We start from the raw sequence: 22,992 nt of genomic DNA on the forward strand, positions 1-22,992 counted from the left end.
GCGCTACCATCAAGCGCTGCCCGGGCCCTGTCAAGTTTCGCGTAGTCTAGGTAGCGAAGAGTCTTGCGCTACCAGTGCGTGCCGGCGTTCAGCGGTACGCGGGATTGTCGAACCACTCAGCGAAATCCGGCCATGCCTCGGAGACCCGATCGGGAAAGCGCGCGCCCCGCTTCTCGAGGAAGGCGGCGACACCCTCGCGCGCATCGTCGCTCGCCCCGCGCGCCCAGATCGCGCGGCTCTCGATCCGGTGCGCCTCCATCGGGTGCGATGCGACCAGGCCGTTCCATAGCATGCGGCGCATCAGCGAGACCGAGACCGGGGCAGTCTCCGCCGTCAGCTCGCGGGCGAGCGCCCGCGCCGCCGGCAGGAGATCATCGGCTGGATATAGGCTGCGGACCAGACCGCCCTTTAGCGCCTCGGCCGAATCGAAGAGGCGGGCCGAATAGCACCAGAGCAGCGCCTGCTCGATGCCGACGAGCCGCGGCAGGAACCAGCTCGACGCAGCCTCGGGCACGATTCCCCGGCGTGCGAAGACGAATCCGAAGCGCGCCGTGTCGCTCGCCAGGCGGAAGTCCATCGGCAGCGTCATCGTCACGCCGACGCCGACCGCCGGGCCGTTGATCGCAGCGATCACCGGCTTGTGCGAGGCGAAGATCCTGAGCGCCAGGATGCCGCCGCCGTCGCGCACCGCCGGGTTGGAGAAATCGACGCTGCCATCGGCGCGGACCGGCGATTCGGCGCCGTTCCAGCCGCCGCTCGCCGCATAGTCGAAGGTCGCGCCGCCGCTCGCCGAGAGATCGGCGCCGGCACAAAAGGCGCGGCCGCTGCCGGTGACGATGACGGCGCGCACTGAATCATCGGCATCGGTCGCGTCGAACGCGGCGACCATCTCGTCGAGCATCAGCCTGTTGAAGGCGTTGAGCTTGTCGGGCCGGTCGAGCGTGACGGTCGCGATGCCGTCGGCATCGGTTTCGAGCAGGATCGTCTCGAAGCGGCGGCTCATGCCGGACACTTCGCCCCGCTCTCCACCCACGCCCTGGTCAAGGCGCCGAACTGGGCCTGGGTGCCCGGTGCGGGCGTCCGGCCCTTGCCGGGGTGCCAGCCCCAGCCGACCAGATCGTCAGTTTCGTTATGGGTGACGAGATCGGCCAGCGACTTGTTGCCGTTGCGCGCCGGATCCTTGATCTGGGCGCAGATCTCGCCGAGCGTCCTGCCTTCCCAGGCCATCGAGAGCGGTGCGATATGCCATTTGCGGTTGCCCGGAATACTGCCTGTACCATTGGCGAAGTCGACATTGTCGCGGCCATGACAGGTGCCGCACTCCATGCCGGGGGCGCCATAGCCATAGGCGCCGCGCACCACCGGCGGGCTGTGGGGATGCATCGAATCGCCCTGAAGCGGATGGTCGCCGCGCGGGTGGCAATTGAGGCAACGCGGGCTTTCGATCACCTTGCCCATCTCGGTGAACAGCGCAACCGAGCGGGCGTCCCTGTCAGCGATCGAGGCGAAGGCGGCGGGCGCCCTGAGCCCCGGCTGATCGTTCGCCGCGAGCACTGCGATCGGCAAGGCGAGCAGGGCGACCGCCAGCGCGACGATGCGCGGCCTGATCATGGGGGCGATCATGCATTGTCTCCATGCGCGAAGGGCAGTCGGCGTACCGCCTTGCCGGTGAGCGCGCGCCAGGCATTGGCGACCGCTGGCGCGAGCGGCGGCAGGCCAGGCTCGCCGACGCCGGTCGGATTCTCGGACGACTTGATGATCGCGACCTCGACCTCGGGCATCTCGCCGATCCTGAGCGAGCGATAGGTGTCGAAATTGCCCTGCTCGACCCGGCCGCCCTTGCCGAGGGTCAGCTCGTTATAGAGGGCGGCGCCGAGGCCATAGCCGATCCCGCCTTCCATCTGCGCGCGGATGACGTTCGGGTTGACCGCGACGCCGCAATCGACCGCGACCCAGATCTTGTGGACCCTGGGCAGTCCGTCGGCGCCTTTCGAGACCTCGGCGACCTGGGCGACATAGGAGTTGAAGCTCTTGTGCATCGCGACGCCGAAGGCGCGGCCGTCGGCCGGCTTCCTGCCCCAATCGGCGAGTTCGGCGACGCGGTTGAGTATGCCCTTGGCGCGATCCTCCTTCATCAGCGCGAGCCTGCCCTTGACCGCATCCTTGCCGCCGAGGGCGAGCAGTTCGTCCATGAAGGTCTCGACTGCATAAGCCGTATGGGTGTTGCCGACCGAGCGCCACCAGAGCGTGGGCACGCCATTTTCCATGATGTGGCAGCCGATCCGATAGGCCGGCCAGCCATAGCTGCTCTTGGCGGCGCCTTCGACGATCGACTCGTCGATTCCGTCCTTGATGCCCATCGCCGCCATCGGCGTGTTGGCGAAGAAGGATTGCGCGGCGACCACCTGGTCCCAGCCGACAATGTCGCCCTTCGCGTCGATACCGCCCTTGAGCTGGTGCACGACCAGCGGCCGATAGCGGCCGCCCCTGATGTCGTTCTCGCGGGTCCAGACGAACTTGACGGGCGCCTGGGAATAGGCCTTCGCGGCCAGCGCAGCCTCGGTCGCGAAATCCTGGTCGGGCGTCGCCCGCCGGCCGAACGAGCCGCCGGCATATTGTTCGTGAAGGGTCATCCCCTCGAACGGAATGCCGAGCGCCTTGGCCATCGCGCGCATGTCGCCGACCTGGAACTGGCTGCCCATCCAGACATCGGCCCTGCCCTTATCGGGGCCCTTGCCGAGCTCGATCACCGCATCCATCGGCTCCATCGGCGCGTGCGCGAGGAACGGGAAGACATAGGTCGCCTCGATCGTCTTCGCCGCGCCGGCCAGCGCGGCTGCGGCATCGCCCTTTGCCTCGGCCTGCCTGCCGGGAGTGGCGGCGGCTGCCTTGTAGGCCTTGACCAGTTCCTCGCCCGAGCGGGTCTCGGCCTTGCTCAGATCCCATTCGACCTCGAGTGCCGAGCGGCCGCGCATCGCGGCGAAACTGTCCTTGCCATAGACGACGACGCCCTGCGGAATCGCCTCGACCGCGACGACGCCGGGCACCGCCAGCGCTGCCGCCTTGTCGACCGCCTTCACCGTGCCGCCGAAGGCGGGCGGGTGAAGGATGACCGCGTTGACCATGTTCGGCCGCGACACGTCCATCGTGAAGACAGCACTGCCGTTGGACTTGGGCACGCTGTCGATCTTGGGAACTTCTCTGCCGATCAGGGTGAACTGGTCGGGCGTCTTCAGCACCGGCTTTTCGGGTACCGGCAGCAACGCGGCGTCAGCCGCGAGCTCGCCGAAGCGCGCCTGGTGGCTACCATGGCTGACGACGCCCTTCGACACTTTCACCTCGGCCACGGGCACGTTCCAGCGCTTCGCTGCTGCCTGGACGAGCATCGTCCGCGCGGCCGCGCCGGCAGTACGCAACTGCATCCAGCTATTGGCGATGGCGGTCGAGCCGCCGGTGCCCATCGTGCCGAACATCAGGTTCCTGTAGAGCGGATCATTGGCCGGCGCGAAGGCGATCCGCATCTGGCCCCAATCGGCATCGAGCTCGTCGGCGACGATCGTGGTCAGGCCGGTCGCCGGGCCCTGGCCGAACTCGACATGCTTGATGACCACGGTGACGCTGTCGTCGGCGGCGATGCGGACAAAGGCGTTTGGCGCAAAGGGCGCGCCTTCGGCCGGCGCCGTGGCGGCGGCCGCCCGGCCCATCGGCAGCACGAGGCCGATGACGAGCCCGGAGGAAGCGAGGAACTCGCGGCGGCTGGCGATCACGGTCATGCGCTTTTCTCCAGCGCCTTGGCGGCGTCCTTGATTGCCTGGCGGATCCGGACATAGGTGGCGCAGCGGCAGATATTGCCCGCCATGCCGTGATCGATATCCTCGTCGGTCGGCTTCGGCCTGGCGGCGAGGAGGCCGATCGCCGACATTATCTGGCCGGACTGGCAGAAGCCGCATTGCGGCACGTCGATCGCGACCCAGGCGGCCTTGACTGCCTCGGCCCGCGCGTCGGTCGCGCCCTCGATCGTGGTGACCTTGCGCCCGGCGATGGTGCCGATCGGGGTGACGCAGGAGCGCCGGTTCCTGCCGTCGAGATGGACGGTGCAGGCGCCGCATTGCGCGATGCCGCAGCCATATTTGGTGCCGGTCAGCTGCAGATGATCGCGCAGCACCCAGAGGAGCGGCGTTTCGGGATCGCCGTCGAACGAGGCCGGCTTTCCGTTGAGGAGGAACTCAGTGACCATGCAGCTTCTCCTTCTTGGCCGTCGCTGAATAGGCGTGAGGGGCAGCGTCACGCAATGCGGACGCGCTCCGTGTAACGGCTTTTTAGGCCGGAATCGCGATAAGCGCTGAATCGATCCGCAACGCGCAGGCCCAGATGCACCGTTTCCCGCTCATCGCCCCCGATCCGGCGCTGGACCGCAGCGCATGAGCGCGCCCGCGATCAGCGTCATCATGGCTGCCTATAACGGCGCCGCGCTGATCGGCGACACGCTGCGCAGCCTGCAGGCGCAGAGCTTCGGCGATTTCGAGGTGATCATCGTCGACGATTGCTCGACTGACGATACGCGCGCAGTCGTCCGCGGCTTTGACGATGCGCGCATCAGATTGATCTCATCGGGCACCAATCAGGGCGTCGTCGCCGCCCGCAACCGCGCCGTGGCCGAGGCGCGGGGCCGCTATATCGCTGCGCTCGACCATGACGATCTGTGCCGCCCCGATCGCTTCCTGCGTCAGTTCACCCATCTCGAGGCCAATCCGGGAACCGTGTTGCTCGGCACCGCCGCGTCGATCCTCGAGGACGGCGTCGTGCACCCGGGAAGGCTCGCCCCCGTGTCGACGCCGGCGCTGATCGAATGGCTGCTCAGGATCGAGAATCCACTGGTCTGGTCCTCGGTGATGATGCGCGGCGACGCGGCGCGGCAGCTCGATCCGTTCACCCGGCCCGAGATGGTCTTCGCCGAGGATTTCGACGTCTATCACCGGATCGCCCGATTCGGCGCGATTGCGCGGCTCGACGAGGAGCTGGTGATCTATCGCCGCCACACCGGCGGCGCCTCGCAGCGCCATATCGATTCGATGACGGGGCGCGCCACCGATGTGCTGGCCGAGACCAATGCGGCGCTGCTCGGCGACGAGGCGATGGCGATCGCCGACCTGATCGTGCGCCATGTGATGGGGCAGCAGCCAGTGCCCGATCGCCACACCTTCAAGCGGCTCGGCGAGGCGCTGGTGCGGCTGCAGGACGATTTCCTCGCCACCCGCAAGCCCGATCCGCACAGCCGCCGCCTGATTCGCTGGGAGACGGCGCGGCGCTGGGCACGGATCGGGCGAATCGGCTTGCGCAGCGGCCAGCTCGACCTTGGCGACGCCGTTGCGGTACGACCCGATCATCTCGGGCTCGGCTATGCCGGGATCGACGCGCTCGTCATGTCCCGGCTCGTCGGCGGCGCCCGGGCGGTGCAGCGCCGTTTCGCGGGGCGAGCCGCCGGCTGAAGGCCGGATAGCTGACACCAAAAAGCCGATATGTCCCAATATCGTGTGCCCTTAACGCGACGAGACGCGCAAGGCGCGCGCGTCGAGTTGCGTCTGGATCGGCTTCGGCTAGAAGGCCGCGAGGAGAATTCACTGTTTATGAACCTCGATTTCAAGACACCGTTGCTGGACACGGTGCAGACGCCTTCGGATTTGCGGAATCTTCCAGCGTCGTCGCTTCGTCAGCTGGCTGACGAGTTGCGTGCGGAGACGATAGCGGCGGTTGGGGTGACGGGTGGTCATCTCGGGTCTGGGCTGGGCGTGGTGGAGCTGACGACGGCGATTCATTATGTGTTCGACACGCCGGCTGACCGTCTGGTGTGGGACGTCGGGCACCAATGCTATCCGCACAAGATATTGACGGGGCGGCGGGACCGGATCCGGACGCTTCGGACGGGGGGTGGGCTGTCGGGTTTCACCAAGCGGAGCGAGAGCGAATATGACCCGTTCGGGGCGGCGCATTCGTCGACCTCGATTTCGGCGGCGCTCGGCTTTGCGATCGCGAACAAGATTGCGGGCAAGCCGGGCAAGGCGATCGCGGTGATCGGCGACGGGGCGATGTCGGCGGGCATGGCCTATGAGGCGATGAACAATGCGCAAGGCGCGGGCAACCGGCTGGTGGTGATCCTGAACGACAACGACATGTCGATCGCGCCGCCGGTGGGTGGCTTGTCGGCCTATCTGTCGCGGATCGTGTCGAGCCGGGAGTTTCTGGGGCTCAGGGATCTTGCCCGGCGGATGGCGCGCAAGCTGCCGCGGCCCTTGCATCAGGCGGCGCGTAAGACCGACGAGTTCGCGCGCGGCATGGCGATGGGCGGCACCTTGTTCGAGGAGCTTGGCTTTTATTATGTCGGGCCGATCGACGGGCATAATCTCGACCAGCTGATCCCGGTGCTCGAGAATGTGCGCGATGCCGAGGAAGGCCCGATCCTGGTCCATGTCGTGACCAAGAAGGGCAAGGGGTACGCGCCGGCTGAGGCGGCGGCGGACAAATATCACGGCGTGCAGAAGTTCGACGTGATCACCGGGGTGCAGAGCAAGGCGCCGCCGGGCCCGCCGCACTATCAGAATGTGTTCGGCGCGCAGCTGGTGGCCGAGGCGGCGAGCGACCCGACGATCTGTGCGATCACCGCGGCGATGCCCTCGGGGACGGGGCTCGACGCGTTCGCCAAAGCTTACCCGGAGCGCTTCTTCGATGTGGGCATTGCCGAGCAGCATGCCGTGACGTTCGCAGCCGGGCTTGCAGCCCAGGGCATGCGGCCGTTCTGCGCGATCTACTCGACCTTCCTTCAGCGCGCCTATGACCAGGTCGTGCATGACGTCGCGATCCAGAACCTGCCGGTGCGGTTCGCGATCGACCGGGCGGGGCTGGTCGGGGCTGACGGGGCGACCCATGCCGGCAGCTTCGATGTCACCTATCTGGCGACGCTCCCGAACTTCGTGGTGATGGCGGCAGCCGACGAGGCCGAGCTGGTGCACATGGTCCACACCGCAGCGCTTCACGACACGGGCCCGATCGCGGTCCGCTATCCGCGCGGCAACGGGACCGGGGTTGCGCTTCCCGCGACGCCCGAGCGGCTCGAGATCGGCAAGGGCCGGATCGTGCGGGAGGGCAAGAAGGTTGCGATCCTGTCGCTCGGCACGCGCCTCGCCGAGGCCTTGAAGGCAGCCGATGCGCTCGATGCGCGCGGGCTTTCGACCACGGTTGCCGATCTCCGGTTCGCCAAGCCGCTCGACGAGGCGCTGATCAGGAAGCTGCTGACGACACATGAGGTTGCGGTCACGATCGAGGAATCCTCGGTCGGGGGGCTCGGCGCGCATGTCCTGACGCTCGCCAGCGACACCGGGCTCATCGATGCCGGGCTGAAGCTCAGGACCATGCGCCTGCCCGACCTGTTCCAGGACCAGGACAAGCCCGAGAAGCAATATGCCGAAGCCGGCCTCGATGCCGACGCCATCGTCGACACCGTCCTCAAGGCACTCCGGCACAACTCCGGCAGCCTTGTCGAGGAGGCCAGGGCATGATTCAATCGAGGCGCGTGCGCGCAGCGATTGCCCTGGGGATCGGTTGTCTCGGCATCGCCGCCGCGCCGGTTCCGCTGGGCACGCTCACCGTCCAGGTGGGCAATGTCCGCAATTCGACCGGGATCGTCCATGTCGATATCTGCCCGGAGAACCAGTTCCTCAAGGATGATTGCCCTTATGTCGGCAATGCCCCCGCGCATGCCGGCATCACGACGGTGGTCATCCACAATCTTCCCGCCGGCCATTATGCGGCACAGATCTTTCACGACGAGAACCGCAACAAGAAGGTCGATCGCGCCTTGTTCGGCATCCCTAGGGAAGGGGTTGGTTTTTCCAACGATGCGCGGATCAGCTTCGGGCCGCCGAAATGGGCCGATGCGAAGTTCAGCTTCAACGGCGAGGCGCAGACGATCGGGCTGAAAACCCGTTATTTCATGGGGGCTTCGGGCCCGGCCGCGCGCTGAGCACCGGCATGCGCTCGCCAGTTCCGGACATCGTCTCCGCCAGCATTCGCAGGCCCTGGGTGACGCTCGGCCTGTGCCTGGTGCTTGCCGCGCTGGCGCTCGTGTTCAGCGCAGCGCGCTTCGACATGACCACCGACACCGCGGCGTTGATCTCGCCCGACGTCGACTGGCGCAAGCAGGAACGGGCGATGGAGGCCGCTTTCCCGCAGCTCAGCGACGTGATGCTGGTGGTGGTCGACGGCGCAACCCCCGAGCTCGCCGAGGATGCGGCGACGAAGCTGACGGCCAGCATGGCAGCCGACCACACGCATTTCCGGCTGGTCCGCAGGCCCGATGGCGGCGACTATTTCGCCCGCGAAGGCCTTTTGCTGGGGTCGCGCGAGGACGTGCGCCAGGCGACCGCGGCGCTGATCGAAGCACAGCCGATGCTTGGCCCGCTCGCCGCCGACCCCTCGCTGCGCGGCGTCGACAACGCGATTTCGGCGATGCTCGACGGAGTCGAGGCAAAATCGGCGACGCTCGACCAGATCGACAAGCCGGTGCGCGCGCTCGCCGAGGCGACCGAAGGCTCGCTCGCCGGCAAGCCGGCCTATTTCTCGTGGCAGCAGCTGTTCGGAAGCAAGTCGGGGCCCCTCAGCCCACCGAAACGGCGGCTGATCCTTGCCCAGCCCGTTCTTGATCATGCTGCGCTGATGCCCGGCGAAGCGGCGAGCGACGCGGTGCGCGCGGCAGCCGGCGCACTCAAGCTCGATTCAGCGCATGGCGTATCCGTCCGGCTGACCGGCGAGGTGCCGCTCGCGGATGAGGAGTTCGCGACGCTGCGGGAGAATATCGGCACGGTTGGCCTGGTGATGTTCGCCGCCATGCTGGTGACGCTCTGGTTCGCGACCCGATCGGTGCGGCTCGTCGCGGCGATCCTCGTCACGATCGTCATCGGGCTGGTCGTCACCACGGCGGTCGGGCTTCTCGCGGTCGGGCGGCTCAACCTGATCTCGGTCGCCTTCATCCCGCTGTTCGTCGGGCTCGGCGTCGATTTCGGCATCCAGATCTGCGTGCGATTCAATGCCGAACGGATGGCGGGAATGGAGCCCTATGCGGCGCTGCAGGCGGCGGCGACGGCGCTTGGCGCGCCGTTGCTGCTGGCCGCGGGGGCGGTGTTCCTGGGCTTCGGCGCCTTCCTGCCGACCGCTTATATCGGCATTGCCGAACTCGGCGTGATCGCCGGCCTCGGCATGGTGATTGCGCTCGCGCTCAGCATCACGCTGTTGCCGGCGCTCGTGTTGCTGCTTCGGCCCGGCGTGCCGCGACGCGAGGTCGGCTTTGCCGAGTTCGAGCCCGCCGACCGCTTCCTCGAAGCCAACCGCAAACACGTGCTCTGGGCGTTCGGCGCATCGATGGCGGTGAGCATCGCGCTGCTGCCGCTCGTCGTGTTCGACTTCAACCCGCTTCATCTGCGCGACCCGCACGCGCCGTCGATGCAGACACTGGCGGACCTGACCCGCGATCCGGACCGCACACCGAACACGATCGATGCGCTCGCGGCGAGCCCCGATGCGGCACGTACATTGGTCGATCGGCTCCTCGCGCTGCCCGAAGTAGGCTCGATCGCGACGGTCGATACCTTTGTACCGGACGACCAACCGGCGAAGCTCGCCCTCATCCAGGATGCGTCGCTCCTCCTCGATGTAACGATCAATCCGCTCGATGTGGCGCCCGCGCCGAGCGACACGGAATTGGTGGCCTCGCTGCATGGGGTTGCCGGCCGCCTGAAAACCGTCGCGGGCTCCAGTACAGGCAAGGGCGCAACCGATGCCCGGCGGCTTGCCGTCGCGTTCGACAATCTCGCCGGGTCCACACCGGCGCAGCGCGCGGCGGTGAATGCAATGCTCTCCCAGCCACTGACCGTCATGCTCGATCAGGTGCGCGCCACGCTTCAGGCCGAGCCGGTGACGCGCGAGACGCTGCCGCCTGACCTGCTTCGGGACTGGGTGGCGCCTGATGGCCGAGCCCGGCTCCAGATCTTCCCGAAGGGCGACGGCAACGACAATGAGGTGATGAAGCGATTCCGGGCCGCAGTGGCGACGGTGACACCGGCGATTTCAGGCCTGCCGGTGGCGACCCAGGCTGCGGCCTCGACCGTTGCCGGGGCCTTCGTTCAGGCCGGCGTGATCGCCTTCCTGCTCGTCAGCCTGCTGCTTTTCCTCGTACTGCGCGATGTGCGCGAAGTGGCGTTCACGCTCGCGCCGGTGGTGCTGTCGATCTTCCTGACGCTCGCGACCTGCGTCATCATCGGCCAGCCGATCAACTTCGCCAATATCATCGCCTTTCCCCTGCTGTTCGGGGTCGGCGTCGCGTTCCACATCTATTTCGTGATGGCGTGGCGCGGCGGCGCGACTGACCTGCTCCAGTCGAGCCTGGCGCGCGCCGTTCTGTTCAGCGCGCTGGCGACGGGTACCGCGTTCGGCAGCCTGTGGCTGTCGGACCATCCCGGCACGGCGAGCATGGGCAAGATCCTGATGATCTCGCTTGCCTGGACGCTGGTCTGCGCGTTGGTGTTCGAGCCCGCCTTGCTCGGCCCGCCGCGGGCCGACAAAAGCGAGGATCCGCTCGCCGCCTAGAGCGTGCGTGAACCCTGCTCCGGCAGGAACGGCTCGGTTCGATTCAATCCCGGGGGAGGGTGTGGAAGATGCGCGAGCGGGCGGGATGCCGTCTCGGTTCCTCCTGCTCTTTGACATGACCGTTTATTCAACGGGCGGGCCGCCATTCCCACCGGCCCGCTGTTCCTCCGCTGTTCCCCGCTGTTCCGCCGCTGTTATCGTCGCTGTTATCGTCGCTGTTCCCCCGCTGTTATCCCGCTGTTCCTGAATAACAGCGGGGTGCCCGGCAAGATGTTGATAATAAACGTGGAAATTGAACGGAAACTCCAACATAACAGCGGCGAAAATAAAAAATCGCGAGGAACAGCGGGGAACAGCGGGAGTCGGGGTCGCGGCCGGGCGCGCGGTCGGATCCACTCAGGGCCAGGCATAAGCAAGCTGAGCCCAATTCCCGAAATCCGGTGATCCGGATTTCCCGTACGGCGCTCTACGGATGCGCCGGCACGGGCGTTGACGTCTCCGTCGGTGTCGTGCCCTTGTCACCTGTGGGCGCCGGGGCTGTCGCTGGATCAGTCAGCGGATCGTCGAGTGGACTCGTCTTCGCACCGGCCGGATCGCTCAATGGATCGTCAAGCGGGTTCGCCGCCGAGCTTGCCCTCCTGCGCCCACTGTGCAGGCCCTCGATTTCGCCCGCGCGGTCCTGCAGATAGACTGAACGCAGCGTGGCATAGGGATCGACCGCGCTCTCGAGCAGCGCCTTGAAATCGTCATCCGATTCAGCGCGTATGTCGAGGCCGGTGATCACTGCCTTGGGCATCTGATATTCCCACCGGTCGAACGGGTTGCCCACCGCCGCCGGGATGACGAAGCCTTCGCCCTGCCCGCCGATGAAATCCCGGAGCGTGGTCGGCCCGACCAGCGGCAGGAAGATATAGGGCCCGGGTCCGACGCCATAATAGCCGAGCGTGTCGCCGAAGCCGTTGGCATGATGGGGCAAGCCGAAATTCGGCTGCTTCGCCACATCCACCAGGCCACCGATGCCGATCGTCGAGTTGATCAGGAAGCGCGTCATCGTTCGCGCTGCGCGCCCGGGCTTGAGCTGAAGCAGATCGTTCAGGAAGACGAGCGGCTCGCCGAGATTGTGGAAGAAATTGCGCAGGCCCGATCGCACCGGCCGCGGGACCGTATGGCGATAGCCCAGGGCGACCGGCCGGAACACCGCCCGATCGACCCTCTGGTGGATAGCGAACATGACGCGATTGAAGCCTTCGAGCGGGTCGCCCGGCGCATGTCCCGCATGGGCGGCGGGAACGGATTCTGCCGCGACCACCGGTGTCGCGGCCGGATCAGTCAGCGGCGCCAGCGTTATCGCAGGCGCGGCAACCCCGGTATCGGGCTGCTCCACGGCAGGCGGTGACGGCGCAACGACCTGCGGCTCTTCCCGTACCGGAGCGGAGATGGGTTTTGGCGTAGAAGCCTGGGTTTGCACCACCGGCGCAGGCATCGTGATAGCCACGGGCCTTTCCGGCGCCGTGCCCAGCAACGCGACCGTTGGCAGAACCAGGCTGAGGCTCAATTGCCGCTCTTGGTCGCGAGCGCGTCGAGATGACTGATCAGGGCCTTTGCGCCGCCGGTCGCCAGCACGCGCGAAAAATCCGAGCGGCGCGTCGCGAGCTGGCTGATCGAATTGCGATAGAAAACGTCGACGATCCGCCACCCGCCGCCGCCGCTGCGCAGGCGATAGGCGATCGGAATCGACTCCTGGCCGGGCTGCACCAGCGTGGTCCGGACGAGGCTATCGGTTCCGCGGGTCTCCACCTTCGGATCGACGATGAACTTCTGACCGGCATAGGAATCGAAGTTGACGGCATATTGCCCGACGACCATGCGCCGGAAGGCGGCGACGAGCGCGGCCTGATCGGCCGGTGCAATCGTGGTCCAGGCGGCGCCGACGGTCAGCCGGGTCATCAGCGGCACGTCATAGACGCGATCCACGACCGGCCCGATCGCCGACGCCCGGCCGCGCACGCCCATCGCCTTGCCGCCCTTCATGATGGTGATCAGCCCGTCGCTCAACGCCTGGACAGGCGCGCGCGCCGCATCGTTCGCCTGGGCGAAGGCGGGCGCCGCCGGAGCGGCGAGGGTGACGACAAGGGCCGCCGGGAATAGGGCGGGGATGATGCTGCGCATTTCAACTGGCTCCACTGCTGCCCCGTCGCGCATCTATCGGCGCGACGACTCAAAATCCACCCTTGCCCGGGCAAAGCTGAACGTTAGCAGGACGAATGGTTCAATTTCTGCCTTTTGCATCGCGGCATTCGTCGCTATCTGGGACTGAAGCGGCGAACCATATCGCTGATCCGTGGGGGCGGCTGCATAACCGGAACAGGGGCTGGGCACAGGTTGATGACCGCCGTGAATAATGCTGTGTTGCGCATAATATTGGCCAAACCCCGCGGTTTCTGCGCTGGCGTGGTCAGGGCTATCGACATCGTCGAGCGGGCGCTCGATCTGCATGGAGCGCCAGTCTACGTCAGGCACGAGATCGTCCATAACCGCCATGTCGTCGACAAGCTCAAGGCCAAGGGCGCAATCTTCGTCGAGGATCTGTCCGAAATTCCGGCCGGTTCGCCGACCATCTTCAGCGCCCACGGCGTCGCGCGGTCGGTTCAGGAGGATGCCCGGCTCCGCGACCTGCCGGTGCTCGACGCCACCTGCCCGCTGGTCACCAAGGTTCATGTCCAGGGGCGTCGCTATGCCAGGGCCGGCCGCACGCTGATCCTGATCGGTCATGCCGGCCATGCCGAGGTGGTCGGCACGATGGGGCAGATCGACGCGCCGATCCATCTCGTCTCGACCGCGGCCGAGGTCGAGGCGCTTCCCCTCGCGACCGATACGCCGGTCGCCTATGTCACCCAGACCACGCTCAGCGTCGACGATACCCGCAGCGTGATCGCGGCGCTGGGCGCCCGCTTCAGCGATGTGCAGGGCCCCGACGTTTCCGAGATCTGCTACGCCACACAGAACCGCCAGACCGCGGTGCGCGATCTCGCCCGGGTCAGCGAGCTGCTGATCGTGGTCGGTGCCGAGAACAGCTCCAATTCCAATCGGCTCCGCGAAATCGGCGTCGAGATGGGCGTGCCGAGCTATCTCGTCGCCGACGGCAGCGGGGTTGACCCGGCCTGGCTCGATGGCGTCTCGACGGTTGGCATCACCGCCGGCGCCTCGGCCCCCGACGAACTGGTCGAGGATGTGATCGCGGCGCTTGGCAGGCTCAGGTCGATCGAGGTATCGCAGCTTGACGGGGTGGAGGAAAATATCGAGTTCAGCCTGCCGGCGGAGCTGAGAAACGTACCGCCTCGCGGCGCGGCCGCGATCGCCAATTAGGACCAAGTCCATGACTCTCCCCCTTTCCCAGATCGCCCGCATCGGCGCCTACACGCTGAGCCAGCACATCAAGGGCGGCCGCTATCCGCTGGTGCTGATGCTCGAGCCGCTGCTGCGCTGCAATCTCGCCTGTCCGGGCTGCGGCAAGATCGACTATCCCGATGCGATCCTCAACCAGCGGCTGAGCTTCGAGCAGTGCATGGAGGCAATCGACGATTGCGGCGCCCCCGCCGTCTCGATCGCGGGCGGCGAGCCTTTGCTCCACCGCGACATGCCGAAGATCGTGCAGGGCTATATCGCGAAGAAGAAGTTCGTGATCCTGTGCACCAACGCGCTGCTGCTCAAGAAGAAGATCGACGACTACAAGCCCTCGCCCTTCTTCACCTGGTCGATCCATCTCGATGGCGACAAGGGCATGCACGACCATGCGGTTGATCAGGACGGCACCTATGAGGTCGCGATCGAGGCGATCGAGCTGGCCAAGGCCAAGGGCTTCCGCGTCCAGGTCAATTGCACCGTGTTCGACGGCGCCTCACCCGATCGGCTTGCCGCATTCTTCGACGAGATGGAGAAGCGCGGCGTCGAGATCACCATCTCGCCCGGCTATGCCTATGAGCGCGCGGCCGACCAGGAGCATTTCCTCAACCGCACCCGCACCAAGCAGTTCTTCCGCGATGTCTTCTCGAAGGGCGATGGCGGCAAGAAATGGACCTTCACCAACTCGCCCCTGTTCCTCGACTTCCTCGCCGGCAACCAGACCTATGAGTGCACGCCCTGGTCGATGCCGCTGCGCACCGTCTTCGGCTGGCAGAAGCCCTGTTACCTGGTCGGCGAAGGCTATGTGCAGAGCTTCAAGGAGCTGATGGAAGGCACGAACTGGGACGATTACGGCGTCGGCAAGTACGAGAAATGCGCCAACTGCATGGTGCATTGCGGCTTCGAGGGCACGGCGGCGACCGATTCGATCCGCCACCCGCTCAAGATGTTTGCGATCGGGCGCAAGGGCGTGCGGACGACCGGGCCGATGGCGCCGGACATCGATCTCAGCAAGCAGCGCCCGGCGCAGGACGTGCACTCATCGCATGTCGAGCGGGAGCTGGAGATCATCCGCAAGGCCAACCCCAAGGCTGCCAAGCACGTCGCGAACGCGGCGTAATTCGGCGAAGGCGCGGCCGGCGTGGATGCCGGTGCGGATCAAGGCGGGTAGCTGGGCCGGGTTGCGGGCCAGTGAGGCGAGGACTGCGCCCAGGGCCATACTGCCATCGGGTTTCATGCCGGCCAGGGCGGCAGGTGGGAGCGCTTCGTCGGCGCTGTCCGAGATGACCCTGATGATCGCGAAGGGGAGGTTGTGGCGCGCCGCGACGCGGGCGGCGATGTGCGATTCCATGTCGACGGCGAGGGCGCCGGTTTTGGCGTGAAGCGCCTGTTTCTGAGCCGCGGTGGCAACGATGGTGTCGCTGCCGGTGATCGTGCCGACCTGAGCGCTAGGAATTTGCGTTGCCAGCCTTTCGATCAGCGCCGCATTCCCTCTCCCAGCGGGAGAGAGCATCGGGTCGATCATGCCCCCGGCATGATCTGAATAGCGCGGGACGCTATTCACCCGATGCTGGAGCCGCGAAGCGGCGGAAGGGTGAGGGTGATTGTCGGGCTCGACTTCACCGGTCACCCTCACCCTTCCCATGCCTTCGGCATGGGCCCCTTCCCTCTCCCGCTGGGAGAGGGAGCCTAATACGAGGTCGCCCGCCTTTAGTTCGGGCGCCAGCGCGCCGGCCAGGCCGCAGGACAGGATTGCGGTCGCATCCTTGGCTGCCGCTTCAAGCTCCCGCTCCAGCCGCGCTCCATCGCCACCGCCGGCCACCACCACAACCCCCGGCCCGGCCAAAATCCCGGCCTCCTTGTGCAGGCCGGTCGCAACGAGAATCGTCACATGCCGAACGCGACGCAGCGCGTGTTGGAGCGTTTGAGGTTGCGGTAGCGCGCCATTGCCCAGAGCGGGAAATATTTGGGGTAGCCGTGATAGCGCAGGTAAAACACGCGCGGGAAACCGCCGCCGGTGTACATCTCCTGCCCCCAGAGCCCGTCAGCCTCCTGGTTCGCGGCGAGCCAGGCAATGCCGCGTGCGACTGCGCGCGAATCCACCTCGCCCACCGCCATCAGCCCGAGCAGGGCCCAGGCGGTCTGCGAGGCAGTCGAGGGCGCGGGGGTGTAGCCGGCATAATCGAGCGCGTAGCTCTCGCAATCCTCGCCCCAGCCACCGTCCGGATTCTGGATTTGCGTCAGCCAGGCGACTGCCTTCGCCACGATCGGCTCCTCGGGCCCGATGCCGGCCGCGTTGAGCGCGCACAGCACTGACCAGGTGCCATAGACATAGTTCACGCCCCAGCGGCCGAACCAGCTGCCGTCGGGCATCTGCTCCTTCGCCAGGAAATCGAGCGCGGCGCGCATCCGATCGCTGTCGCGCGTCTCGCCGAGTTGGGCGAGCATCGAGACGCAGCGCGCGCTCACGTCCGAAGTCGGCGGATCGAGCAAGGCGCCGTGATCGGCAAAGGGCAGGTTGTTCAGATAATGATAGCTGTTGTCGGCATCGAACGCGCCCCAGCCGCCATTGCGGCTTTGCAGGCCAACGGTCCATTCAGTGCCGCGATCGATCGCCTCGCGATAATCGTCACCAGTCCTGTCCCGCGCGCGATCCATCGCCATCACCACCACGGCGGTGTCGTCGAGATCGGGGTAATGCGCGTTGTTATACTGGAAGGCCCAGCCGCCGGGGCGGACATCGGGTTTTTCCTCCGCCCAGTCGCCCTTCACGTCGAGGACCTGGAGCGGCTTCAGCCATTCGAGCGCGTGGCGCGCCCGCACCTCGGCATCATCGCTGCCGGCTTCGAGCATTGCGTGCGCGGCGAGCGCGGTATCCCACACCGGGGAGACGCAGGGCTGGCAATAGGCCTCGTCCTCTTTGATCACGAGCAGCTTCTCGACAGATTGCCGGGCGATGGCACGGGCGGGATGGTCCTGGGCATAGCCAAGGCAATCGAACATCATCACGCTGTTCGCCATTGCCGGATAGATCGCGCCGAGCCCGTCCTCGCCGTTCAGCCGCTCGAGCACGAAATCGACACAGGCCTTGATCGCCCGCGCGCGGGTCTTTTTTGGCCACAGGCCATCAGCCGCCTTGAGCACGACGTCGAGCGCGTTGAAGCCGTGAGTCCAGAGCCATTTGGTGTCCGCCGCCTTGGTGCCCGGACGAACCTTCTCGCCGGTATAAAGCTCGTCGACCTTCACCCCGAGCGCGTTGCGCGCGACCGGCTGCAAGGAACACAGCACCAGCAGCGGCACCACCACCGTCCGCGCCCAATAGGACATTTTCGAGAGATGGATCGGGAACCAGCGCGGCAGCAGGATCAGCTCGGGCGGCAGCGTCGGCACGGTCGACCACGGCCCCGCCGCGAACAGGGCAAGCTGGATACGGGTGAAGACATTGCTCGCCGCCGCGCCGCCCGCCGCCAGGATCGCGGCGCGGGCGCGCGCCATGTGCGGCGCATCGACCGGATCGCCGATCATCTTCAGCGCATAATAGGCCTTTACCGAAGCACTGACGTCGAAGGCGCCGCCATGGAACAGGCCCCAGCCATGATGCTCAGCCGACTGGATGCGGCGGAGATAGGTCGCGATCTTCGCCTCAAGGCCGGTGTCGACCGGCTCGCCGAGATAATGGCGGAGCAGGACATATTCCGCCGGGATGGTCGCATCGGCTTCGAGCTCGAACACCCAATGGCCATCGTCGCGCTGCTGCGCGGCAAGCGCCGCAGTCGCGCGATCGACCGCTGCCTCGACGGCAGCAAGCGGCGCGGCGCCGGCAATCTCCGGGAAATTCTGGTGCATCGCCCCTTCCTACCCTCCAAGCACGCGCCGCGCCACGGTTTCGCCCGAGCGCAATGCCCCCTCGATCGTCGCGGGCAGGCCGGTATCGGTCCAGTCCCCGGCGAGGAACAGGTTGCGCCAGCGCGTCGCGGCAGGCGGGCGCTTGGCATTCTGCTCGGGCGTGGCGGCAAAGGTCGCGCGCTTTTCCTTGACGATCTGCCAGGCAGGCATCGGCGCATCGATCGACAAGGCCGTGCAGATATCGGCCCAGAAGGTCCGGGCCAGAGCCTCGCGGTCCATATCGACGATCCGGTCGGCGGCGCTGACCGTCACCGAGAGGCGATCGGGAAAGGCGAACAGCCATTCGGCGGTGCCGCCGAACAGGCCGAGCATCGCCGGCGCACCTGCCGGCGCGGGGATCGCGAAATGGCCGTTGACGATGGCGCGGAAGTCATCGGGTGCCCGCAAGCCGGGGATGAGCGTGGTTGCGACCCAGGGCGGCACCGCAAGGATCACCGCTTGGTCCGGCGCGACAGGCTCGACGCCGGCGCCCCAATCGAGTCCGGTCACCCTGCCATCGCCGAGGGCGATAGCGCGAAGCCTCCGCCCGAGCGTTACAGACGTGTTCCGCGCCGCGAGCCAGGCAAGCGCGGGATCGATAAAGGCAGCACCCAGGCTTGGTTCGGCGATGCGCGGGCGCATCGCGCGGCCGCCTTTCGCGATCGTCTCGCGCAGGACGTTCGCCGCCAATCGGGCCGAGCCTTCGGCGGGCGCTGTGTTGAGCGCAGCGAGCAGCACGGGCTCGATCAGGTGCGACCAGACAGCGCCTCGCGGACCAATCCGCGCATCGATCCGCCCCTCCGCTGTTCCCAGCAGCTTCGCGAGCGGAAGATAGTCGGTGATCCCGCTGCCCGGCACGCGTCGCCCGGGCGCAGCGATCCACCAGGGAATCGGGCCGTCATTGATCCGCACCGTCCAGCGCGCGCCGTCCCTCAGGTCGTGAAAGGTGAAGTCGGCATGCTCAGGCCCGGCGAGCGGGGTGGTCGCTCCTATCAACGCCCTGAAGCGCGCGACCGCCGGATTGCCCGAGAGCACGAGGTGATTGCCATTGTCGATCGTCATGCCGAGCTGGGGATCGTGATAGGAGCGGCACCGTCCGCCTGCCTGCGCCGCGGCATCGGCCACCGTCACCACGACGTCGGCCTCAGTCAGCGCGACCGCGGCGGATAGTCCCGCCAGCCCGGCGCCGGCAATCGTCGCCCGGCTGAAGCTCAACGCATCAGCCACAATCGCGCCACCGTCCAGAGCAGCCCGAGCTTCGACACCTTGACCCGGTGGCGCGGCGGTTTCCAGCCGATTGCCTCAGTCCGCCGCAGCACCTTGGCATAGGCCGCCTCCATGAGGCGCGGCGCGATGAGGTGGCCGCGTGGCCGGGTGGCGAGGACGGCATGCGCCGCGCGGTAATGCTCATGCGCCCGGGCAGCGACCGCGCGGCAGGCCTGATCGATCCGCGGGTCGGCGACGACCTGAAGCGGCTCGACAGGCACGATGCCCGCCGCTTCGATCGCCTCGAGGGGCAGATAGACACGGCCGATCCCGGCATCCTCGTCGATATCGCGCAGGATGTTGGTGAGCTGCAGCGCGCGGCCGAGATGATAGGCAAGTTCGATCCCGGGCGCCTCGTCCATGCCGAAGATGCGCACCGACAGCCGGCCGACCGCCGAGGCGACACGGTCGCAATAGAGATCGAGCTCGGCCCAGCGCGGCCAGCGGATATCGCGATCGACGTCCATCGCCATGCCGTCTATCACTGCCTCGAAATCGGCGCGGTCGAGCTTGAAGCGCTGCACAGCCTCGGCGACCAGGGCCGCCGGCCCCGGCGGGCCGCCGGCGTAGAGCGAATCGAGATCGGCGCGCCATGCGTCGAGCGCCGCCATCCGGCCCTCGGCATTGCCCTGCTGATCGTCCGCGATGTCGTCGACCAGCCGGCAAAAGCCGTAGATCGCATACATCGCCTCGCGCTCGGCCCTGGGGAGCACGCGCATGCCGGCATAGAAGGAACTGCCCGAGACCTGCTGCTGCAGCGCGGCTGGGGTTGCGTCGGGGTTCATGCCGCGCGCCTGAACAGGCTGCCGGCGGCAGCGCCGGTCGCCAGCAGCGCCGCTTCCCAGGGGCGGTGATGGACTCGCTCGCTCAGGGGATCACGGGTTTCGAGGCGCCCGCACAGGCTGACGGCGAGGCGGTGGATGATCGCGACCTCGGCGGCGAGGCGGCGGTCGGCGATCGTCGCGCTGAAGCCGGCTGATTGATCGAGCAGCGCGCGGGTCGGCGGGACCAGCGATACGATCGCGGTCCTGAGCGCCGGCGTCGCGGCGTCGCCACCGAGATCCTCGATCCGCGCACCCGTCGCCGCAAAGGTCGCCGCCGGAATATAGACGCGATCGAGCGTGCGGTAATCCTTGCCGCAATCCTGAAGATGATTGATCACCTGAAGCGCGGCGCAGAGCGCATCCGAAGCGGGCCAGGTGGCGCGATCCTCGCCGTGCACGTCGAGAACATACCGGCCGACCGGCATCGCCGAATAGCGGCAATAATCAATCAGCCCGTCCCAATCGGCATAGCGATTGACGGTGCAATCGCGCTCGAAGGCGGTGAGCAGGTCATGCGCATGGACAGGATCGAGCTTCCGCTCGGCCATCACTCTACCCAGCGCGACGGCTTCGGCTGAGCCATCGGGCGCACCATCAAGCCCGGCGCGCATCCGGCCGAGCTGCGCGAGCTTTTCGACGGGCGGCAACGTCTCGTGATCGGCGATATCGTCAGCCAGCCGGGCGAAGCGGTAAAAGGCCATCACCGGGGCGCGGTGCTCGGGCTTGAGCAGCACCGAGGCGACGGGAAAATTCTCGTCGCGATGGCCCTTGCCCGAGGCGAGGTCAGCGGAATCAGCCATCAGCGCATCTCTGCCGCCTGCGCACGACCCTTCCACATTCCACCACGTCCCCGCATATGCTGCCACGCCGATAGCAAGGTGCAGCCGGCGTAGAAAGCCGCGATCAGCGGCAGCGCTATGCCCCAGAGCGGCGACCGGCCGTAAAAGCGCGAGATCGGCTGGAACGAGATCGCCATCAGCGCCCAGGCGGCAAGTCCGGCAAGCCGCCCGGCACCGGTGCCGAACAGCGCCAGCGCCGGCGGCACACCGTAAACCAGGGCCAGACCAATCAGCGTACCGACCAGCATCAGCGGCGAATAGCGGAGCTGGGCATAGGCCGAGCGCGAGATCATCGCCGCGATGACGCCGGCGCCGTCATAGGGCCGGATGCTCCGCGACCGATCGGTCAGACCGAGCCAGATGCGCCCCTGCCGCTTCAGCAGTGCGCCGAGCGTGCAATCGTCGATCAGCGCGGTGCGGATCGCGGCGATGCCGCCGGCCCGCTCGAGGGCGTCGCGGCGCACGAGCATGCAGCCACCCGCGGCCCCGCCGATACCCGTTGGCTTGTTCACGCGCCTGAACGGATAGAGCATCTGGAAGAAGAAGACGAAGGCGGGAATCAGCGCGCGCTCGGCGAGGCTGTCGCAGCGCAGCTTAGCCATCAGCGACACAAGCACGAGATCATGTGCTTCGCCGCGGGCGACCAGGGTGCTGAGCGTATCCGGCGCATGCTCGATATCGGCGTCGGTAAGCCAGAGATAGCGCGGCTGCACGCCGGCTTCCTCCACACCCTGCGCCACTGCCCAGAGCTTGCCCGTCCAGCCGGGGGCAAGCGGCTGTCCGGTCAGTATCTCGAGCGGATGATTGCCGGCCAGCTGCCGCGCCATGGCGGCGGTGCCGTCGCTGCTCGAATCGTCGACGAGGATGACTCGGAGGCTGCCAGGATAATCCTGTGCGATCAGGCTGCCGATCGACCGCGCGATCACATCAGCCTCATCGCGTGCCGGAACGATCGCCACCACGTCGGGCCAGGCGGCGGGCGGCGCGGGCAGATCGCGCGTGTCGCGTTCACGGGTCAGCCAGAAGCCGCCATGCGCGAAGACCAGCCAGCACCAGATGGCGAGGCTCAGCACGCCGATCGCGAGCGCGATCATCGGATCATTCCCGCCGCGCGAAACCAGGCGACGGCGTCAGCCACTGCTTCCTCCCAGGATCGAGCACGGTAGCCAAGCTCTGCTTCCGCCTTGGCGGAGCTGAAGAACATCCTGTGCTTTGCCATCTTCAGCGCGTCGACCGTCAGGAACGGGTCCTTGCCGGTGATCCGCGCCAACGCCTCATTGGCATAGGCCAGCGGGAAGAGCGGCGCGCGCGGCAGGCTGATCGTCGGCGGCTTGCGGCCGACGGCGCGGGCGACCGCGCCGATCATCGCGCCGAGCTGAACATCCTGGCCGCCAAGGATGTAGCGCTCGCCGATCCTGCCCTGTTCAAGCGCAAGGACATGGCCAGCCGCGACATCATCGACATGGACGAGGTTGAGGCCGCTATCGAGAAAGGCGGGCATGCCGCCATTCGCCGCCTCAACGATGATCCGCCCGGTCGGCGTCGGGCGCACGTCGCGCGGGCCGATCGGGGTCGACGGGTTGACGATCACCGCCGGCAGGCCCCGCTCGGCGACCATCCGCTCGACAAGGCGCTCAGCGACGACCTTGCTGCGCTTATAGGCGCCCGCCGCCTGTTCGGGCGTCGCCGCATGACTTTCGTTGGCGGGGCCGTCTGCCTGCGGCTTCAGGGTGGCGACACTGCTGGTGTAGACCAGGCGCTCGACCCCGGCCGCCAGCGCCGCGTCCATCACCGCCCGGGTGCTGGCCATGTTGTTGCGGACGATCTCCTCGGGATCGCGCGCCCAGATCCGGTAATCGGCGGCGACGTGAAACAGGTACCGCGCCCCCTGCGCGGCGCGCAGCATCGCATCCGGGTCTCGCGCATCGCCCTCGACCAGCGTGCCGGGGAAATCCTCTAGGTTGGTGCGTGGGCTCGACGCGCGGACCAGGCCGCGGACCTGCCGCCCCTGTGCGGCGAGCGCCCGTGCCACCGCCGAACCGACGAATCCCGAAACGCCGGTGACGAGGACAATATCCGAATCCTGGCTCACCCCGCCTCCGCGTCCTTCGATCGCGCGCTCTACACAGGATACGCGGCTG

General features: G+C 67.1%; 19 protein-coding genes. 6 read left to right on the top strand and 13 right to left on the bottom strand.

Annotation, left to right across the window (positions count from 1 at the left end; translation table 11 throughout):
* Positions 1-88: 88 nt before the first annotated feature.
* From ABD050_RS18650 to ABD050_RS18665, 4 genes are read right to left on the bottom strand one after another with little or no spacing between them, the layout of a single operon-like run.
* Positions 89-1,003 carry a crotonase/enoyl-CoA hydratase family protein gene (locus ABD050_RS18650; protein WP_343890998.1) on the bottom strand — a complete coding sequence of 305 codons (915 nt, stop codon included), beginning with the start codon at positions 1,001-1,003 and terminating at the stop codon, positions 89-91.
* The gene (locus ABD050_RS18655) at positions 1,000-1,623 is read right to left on the bottom strand and encodes an Isoquinoline 1-oxidoreductase subunit (protein ID WP_343890999.1); all 624 of its coding nucleotides are present in this window, start codon (positions 1,621-1,623) and stop codon (positions 1,000-1,002) included. Before ABD050_RS18655 ends, ABD050_RS18650 begins: the two co-directional genes overlap by 4 nt.
* Positions 1,620-3,773: a xanthine dehydrogenase family protein molybdopterin-binding subunit gene (locus tag ABD050_RS18660; RefSeq protein WP_343891000.1), complete on the bottom strand. Its 2,154-nt coding sequence runs from the start codon at positions 3,771-3,773 to the stop codon at positions 1,620-1,622. The genes ABD050_RS18655 and ABD050_RS18660 overlap by 4 nt, the downstream gene beginning before the upstream one ends.
* Positions 3,770-4,237 (bottom strand): (2Fe-2S)-binding protein, encoded by a 468-nt coding sequence (locus ABD050_RS18665; RefSeq protein WP_343891001.1) that lies wholly within the window; start codon positions 4,235-4,237, stop codon positions 3,770-3,772. Before ABD050_RS18665 ends, ABD050_RS18660 begins: the two co-directional genes overlap by 4 nt.
* Before the next feature lie 184 nt (positions 4,238-4,421).
* Here ABD050_RS18665 and ABD050_RS18670 point away from each other — a divergent pair, with 184 nt between their 5' ends.
* The 4 genes from ABD050_RS18670 to hpnN all read left to right on the top strand — a co-directional run bounded on the left by ABD050_RS18670 (position 4,422) and on the right by hpnN (position 10,635).
* Positions 4,422-5,489 carry a glycosyltransferase family 2 protein gene (locus ABD050_RS18670; protein ID WP_343891002.1) on the top strand — a complete coding sequence of 356 codons (1,068 nt, stop codon included), beginning with the start codon at positions 4,422-4,424 and terminating at the stop codon, positions 5,487-5,489.
* Positions 5,490-5,627: 138 nt separating this feature from the next.
* The gene (gene dxs, locus ABD050_RS18675; RefSeq protein WP_343891003.1) at positions 5,628-7,553 is read left to right on the top strand and encodes a 1-deoxy-D-xylulose-5-phosphate synthase; all 1,926 of its coding nucleotides are present in this window, start codon (positions 5,628-5,630) and stop codon (positions 7,551-7,553) included.
* Positions 7,550-8,017 (top strand): DUF2141 domain-containing protein, encoded by a 468-nt coding sequence (locus ABD050_RS18680; RefSeq protein WP_343891004.1) that lies wholly within the window; start codon positions 7,550-7,552, stop codon positions 8,015-8,017. Before dxs ends, ABD050_RS18680 begins: the two co-directional genes overlap by 4 nt.
* Before the next feature lie 8 nt (positions 8,018-8,025).
* Positions 8,026-10,635, top strand: coding sequence for a hopanoid transporter HpnN (gene hpnN, locus ABD050_RS18685; RefSeq protein ID WP_343891005.1), 2,610 nt, complete (start codon positions 8,026-8,028; stop codon positions 10,633-10,635).
* 466 nt (positions 10,636-11,101) lie between these two features.
* Here the strand turns inward: hpnN and ABD050_RS18690 are convergent, their stop codons facing one another.
* Both ABD050_RS18690 and ABD050_RS18695 read right to left on the bottom strand, forming a co-directional pair.
* Positions 11,102-12,130, bottom strand: coding sequence for an MlaA family lipoprotein (locus ABD050_RS18690; protein WP_343891006.1), 1,029 nt, complete (start codon positions 12,128-12,130; stop codon positions 11,102-11,104).
* Between the two features lie 56 nt (positions 12,131-12,186).
* On the bottom strand, positions 12,187-12,804 hold the full coding sequence (locus ABD050_RS18695; RefSeq protein WP_343891007.1) for an ABC transporter substrate-binding protein: 618 nt from the start codon (positions 12,802-12,804) through the stop codon (positions 12,187-12,189).
* A gap of 237 nt (positions 12,805-13,041) precedes the next feature.
* Between ABD050_RS18695 and ispH the strand changes: the two genes are divergently transcribed.
* Both ispH and hpnH read left to right on the top strand, forming a co-directional pair.
* A complete protein-coding gene (ispH, locus tag ABD050_RS18700) occupies positions 13,042-14,001 on the top strand; it encodes a 4-hydroxy-3-methylbut-2-enyl diphosphate reductase (RefSeq protein WP_343891024.1) in 960 nt (319 codons plus the stop codon).
* Positions 14,002-14,011: 10 nt separating this feature from the next.
* A complete protein-coding gene (hpnH, locus tag ABD050_RS18705; RefSeq protein ID WP_343891008.1) occupies positions 14,012-15,157 on the top strand; it encodes an adenosyl-hopene transferase HpnH in 1,146 nt (381 codons plus the stop codon).
* Here the strand turns inward: hpnH and ABD050_RS18710 are convergent.
* From ABD050_RS18710 to hpnA, 7 genes are read right to left on the bottom strand one after another with little or no spacing between them, the layout of a single operon-like run.
* Positions 15,077-15,928 carry a phosphorylase family protein gene (locus ABD050_RS18710; protein ID WP_343891009.1) on the bottom strand — a complete coding sequence of 284 codons (852 nt, stop codon included), beginning with the start codon at positions 15,926-15,928 and terminating at the stop codon, positions 15,077-15,079. The genes hpnH and ABD050_RS18710 overlap by 81 nt on opposite strands.
* The gene (gene shc / locus ABD050_RS18715; RefSeq protein ID WP_343891010.1) at positions 15,925-17,883 is read right to left on the bottom strand and encodes a squalene--hopene cyclase; all 1,959 of its coding nucleotides are present in this window, start codon (positions 17,881-17,883) and stop codon (positions 15,925-15,927) included. The genes ABD050_RS18710 and shc overlap by 4 nt, the downstream gene beginning before the upstream one ends.
* A 9-nt stretch (positions 17,884-17,892) precedes the next feature.
* Entirely contained in the window at positions 17,893-19,149 is a 1,257-nt protein-coding gene (gene hpnE / locus ABD050_RS18720; protein ID WP_343891011.1) for a hydroxysqualene dehydroxylase HpnE, read from the bottom strand.
* Positions 19,134-19,973: a presqualene diphosphate synthase HpnD gene (hpnD, locus tag ABD050_RS18725; RefSeq protein WP_343891012.1), complete on the bottom strand. Its 840-nt coding sequence runs from the start codon at positions 19,971-19,973 to the stop codon at positions 19,134-19,136. The genes hpnE and hpnD overlap by 16 nt, the downstream gene beginning before the upstream one ends.
* Positions 19,970-20,812: a squalene synthase HpnC gene (gene hpnC, locus ABD050_RS18730; RefSeq protein WP_343891013.1), complete on the bottom strand. Its 843-nt coding sequence runs from the start codon at positions 20,810-20,812 to the stop codon at positions 19,970-19,972. The genes hpnD and hpnC overlap by 4 nt, the downstream gene beginning before the upstream one ends.
* Entirely contained in the window at positions 20,812-21,945 is a 1,134-nt protein-coding gene (locus ABD050_RS18735) for a glycosyltransferase (protein WP_343891014.1), read from the bottom strand. Before ABD050_RS18735 ends, hpnC begins: the two co-directional genes overlap by 1 nt.
* Positions 21,942-22,943, bottom strand: a complete 1,002-nt coding sequence (hpnA, locus tag ABD050_RS18740) for a hopanoid-associated sugar epimerase (protein WP_343891015.1) — start codon at positions 22,941-22,943, stop codon at positions 21,942-21,944. The genes ABD050_RS18735 and hpnA overlap by 4 nt, the downstream gene beginning before the upstream one ends.
* Between the last annotated feature and the right edge of the window lie 49 nt (positions 22,944-22,992).

The organism is Sphingomonas oligophenolica, from assembly GCF_039522915.1.
In the GTDB taxonomy this organism is placed as follows: Bacteria; Pseudomonadota; Alphaproteobacteria; order Sphingomonadales; family Sphingomonadaceae; genus Sphingomonas; species Sphingomonas oligophenolica.

Coding starts and splice junctions, on each gene's coding strand:
- ABD050_RS18650 (WP_343890998.1), bottom strand. CDS start 1,003: ATGAGCCGCCGCTTCGAGACGATCCTGCTCGAAACCGATGCCGACGGC.
- ABD050_RS18655 (WP_343890999.1), bottom strand. CDS start 1,623: ATGATCGCCCCCATGATCAGGCCGCGCATCGTCGCGCTGGCGGTCGCC.
- ABD050_RS18660 (WP_343891000.1), bottom strand. CDS start 3,773: ATGACCGTGATCGCCAGCCGCCGCGAGTTCCTCGCTTCCTCCGGGCTC.
- ABD050_RS18665 (WP_343891001.1), bottom strand. CDS start 4,237: ATGGTCACTGAGTTCCTCCTCAACGGAAAGCCGGCCTCGTTCGACGGC.
- ABD050_RS18670 (WP_343891002.1), top strand. CDS start 4,422: ATGAGCGCGCCCGCGATCAGCGTCATCATGGCTGCCTATAACGGCGCC.
- dxs (WP_343891003.1), top strand. CDS start 5,628: ATGAACCTCGATTTCAAGACACCGTTGCTGGACACGGTGCAGACGCCT.
- ABD050_RS18680 (WP_343891004.1), top strand. CDS start 7,550: ATGATTCAATCGAGGCGCGTGCGCGCAGCGATTGCCCTGGGGATCGGT.
- hpnN (WP_343891005.1), top strand. CDS start 8,026: ATGCGCTCGCCAGTTCCGGACATCGTCTCCGCCAGCATTCGCAGGCCC.
- ABD050_RS18695 (WP_343891007.1), bottom strand. CDS start 12,804: ATGCGCAGCATCATCCCCGCCCTATTCCCGGCGGCCCTTGTCGTCACC.
- hpnH (WP_343891008.1), top strand. CDS start 14,012: ATGACTCTCCCCCTTTCCCAGATCGCCCGCATCGGCGCCTACACGCTG.
- shc (WP_343891010.1), bottom strand. CDS start 17,883: ATGCACCAGAATTTCCCGGAGATTGCCGGCGCCGCGCCGCTTGCTGCC.
- hpnD (WP_343891012.1), bottom strand. CDS start 19,973: ATGAACCCCGACGCAACCCCAGCCGCGCTGCAGCAGCAGGTCTCGGGC.
- hpnC (WP_343891013.1), bottom strand. CDS start 20,812: ATGGCTGATTCCGCTGACCTCGCCTCGGGCAAGGGCCATCGCGACGAG.
- ABD050_RS18735 (WP_343891014.1), bottom strand. CDS start 21,945: ATGATCGCGCTCGCGATCGGCGTGCTGAGCCTCGCCATCTGGTGCTGG.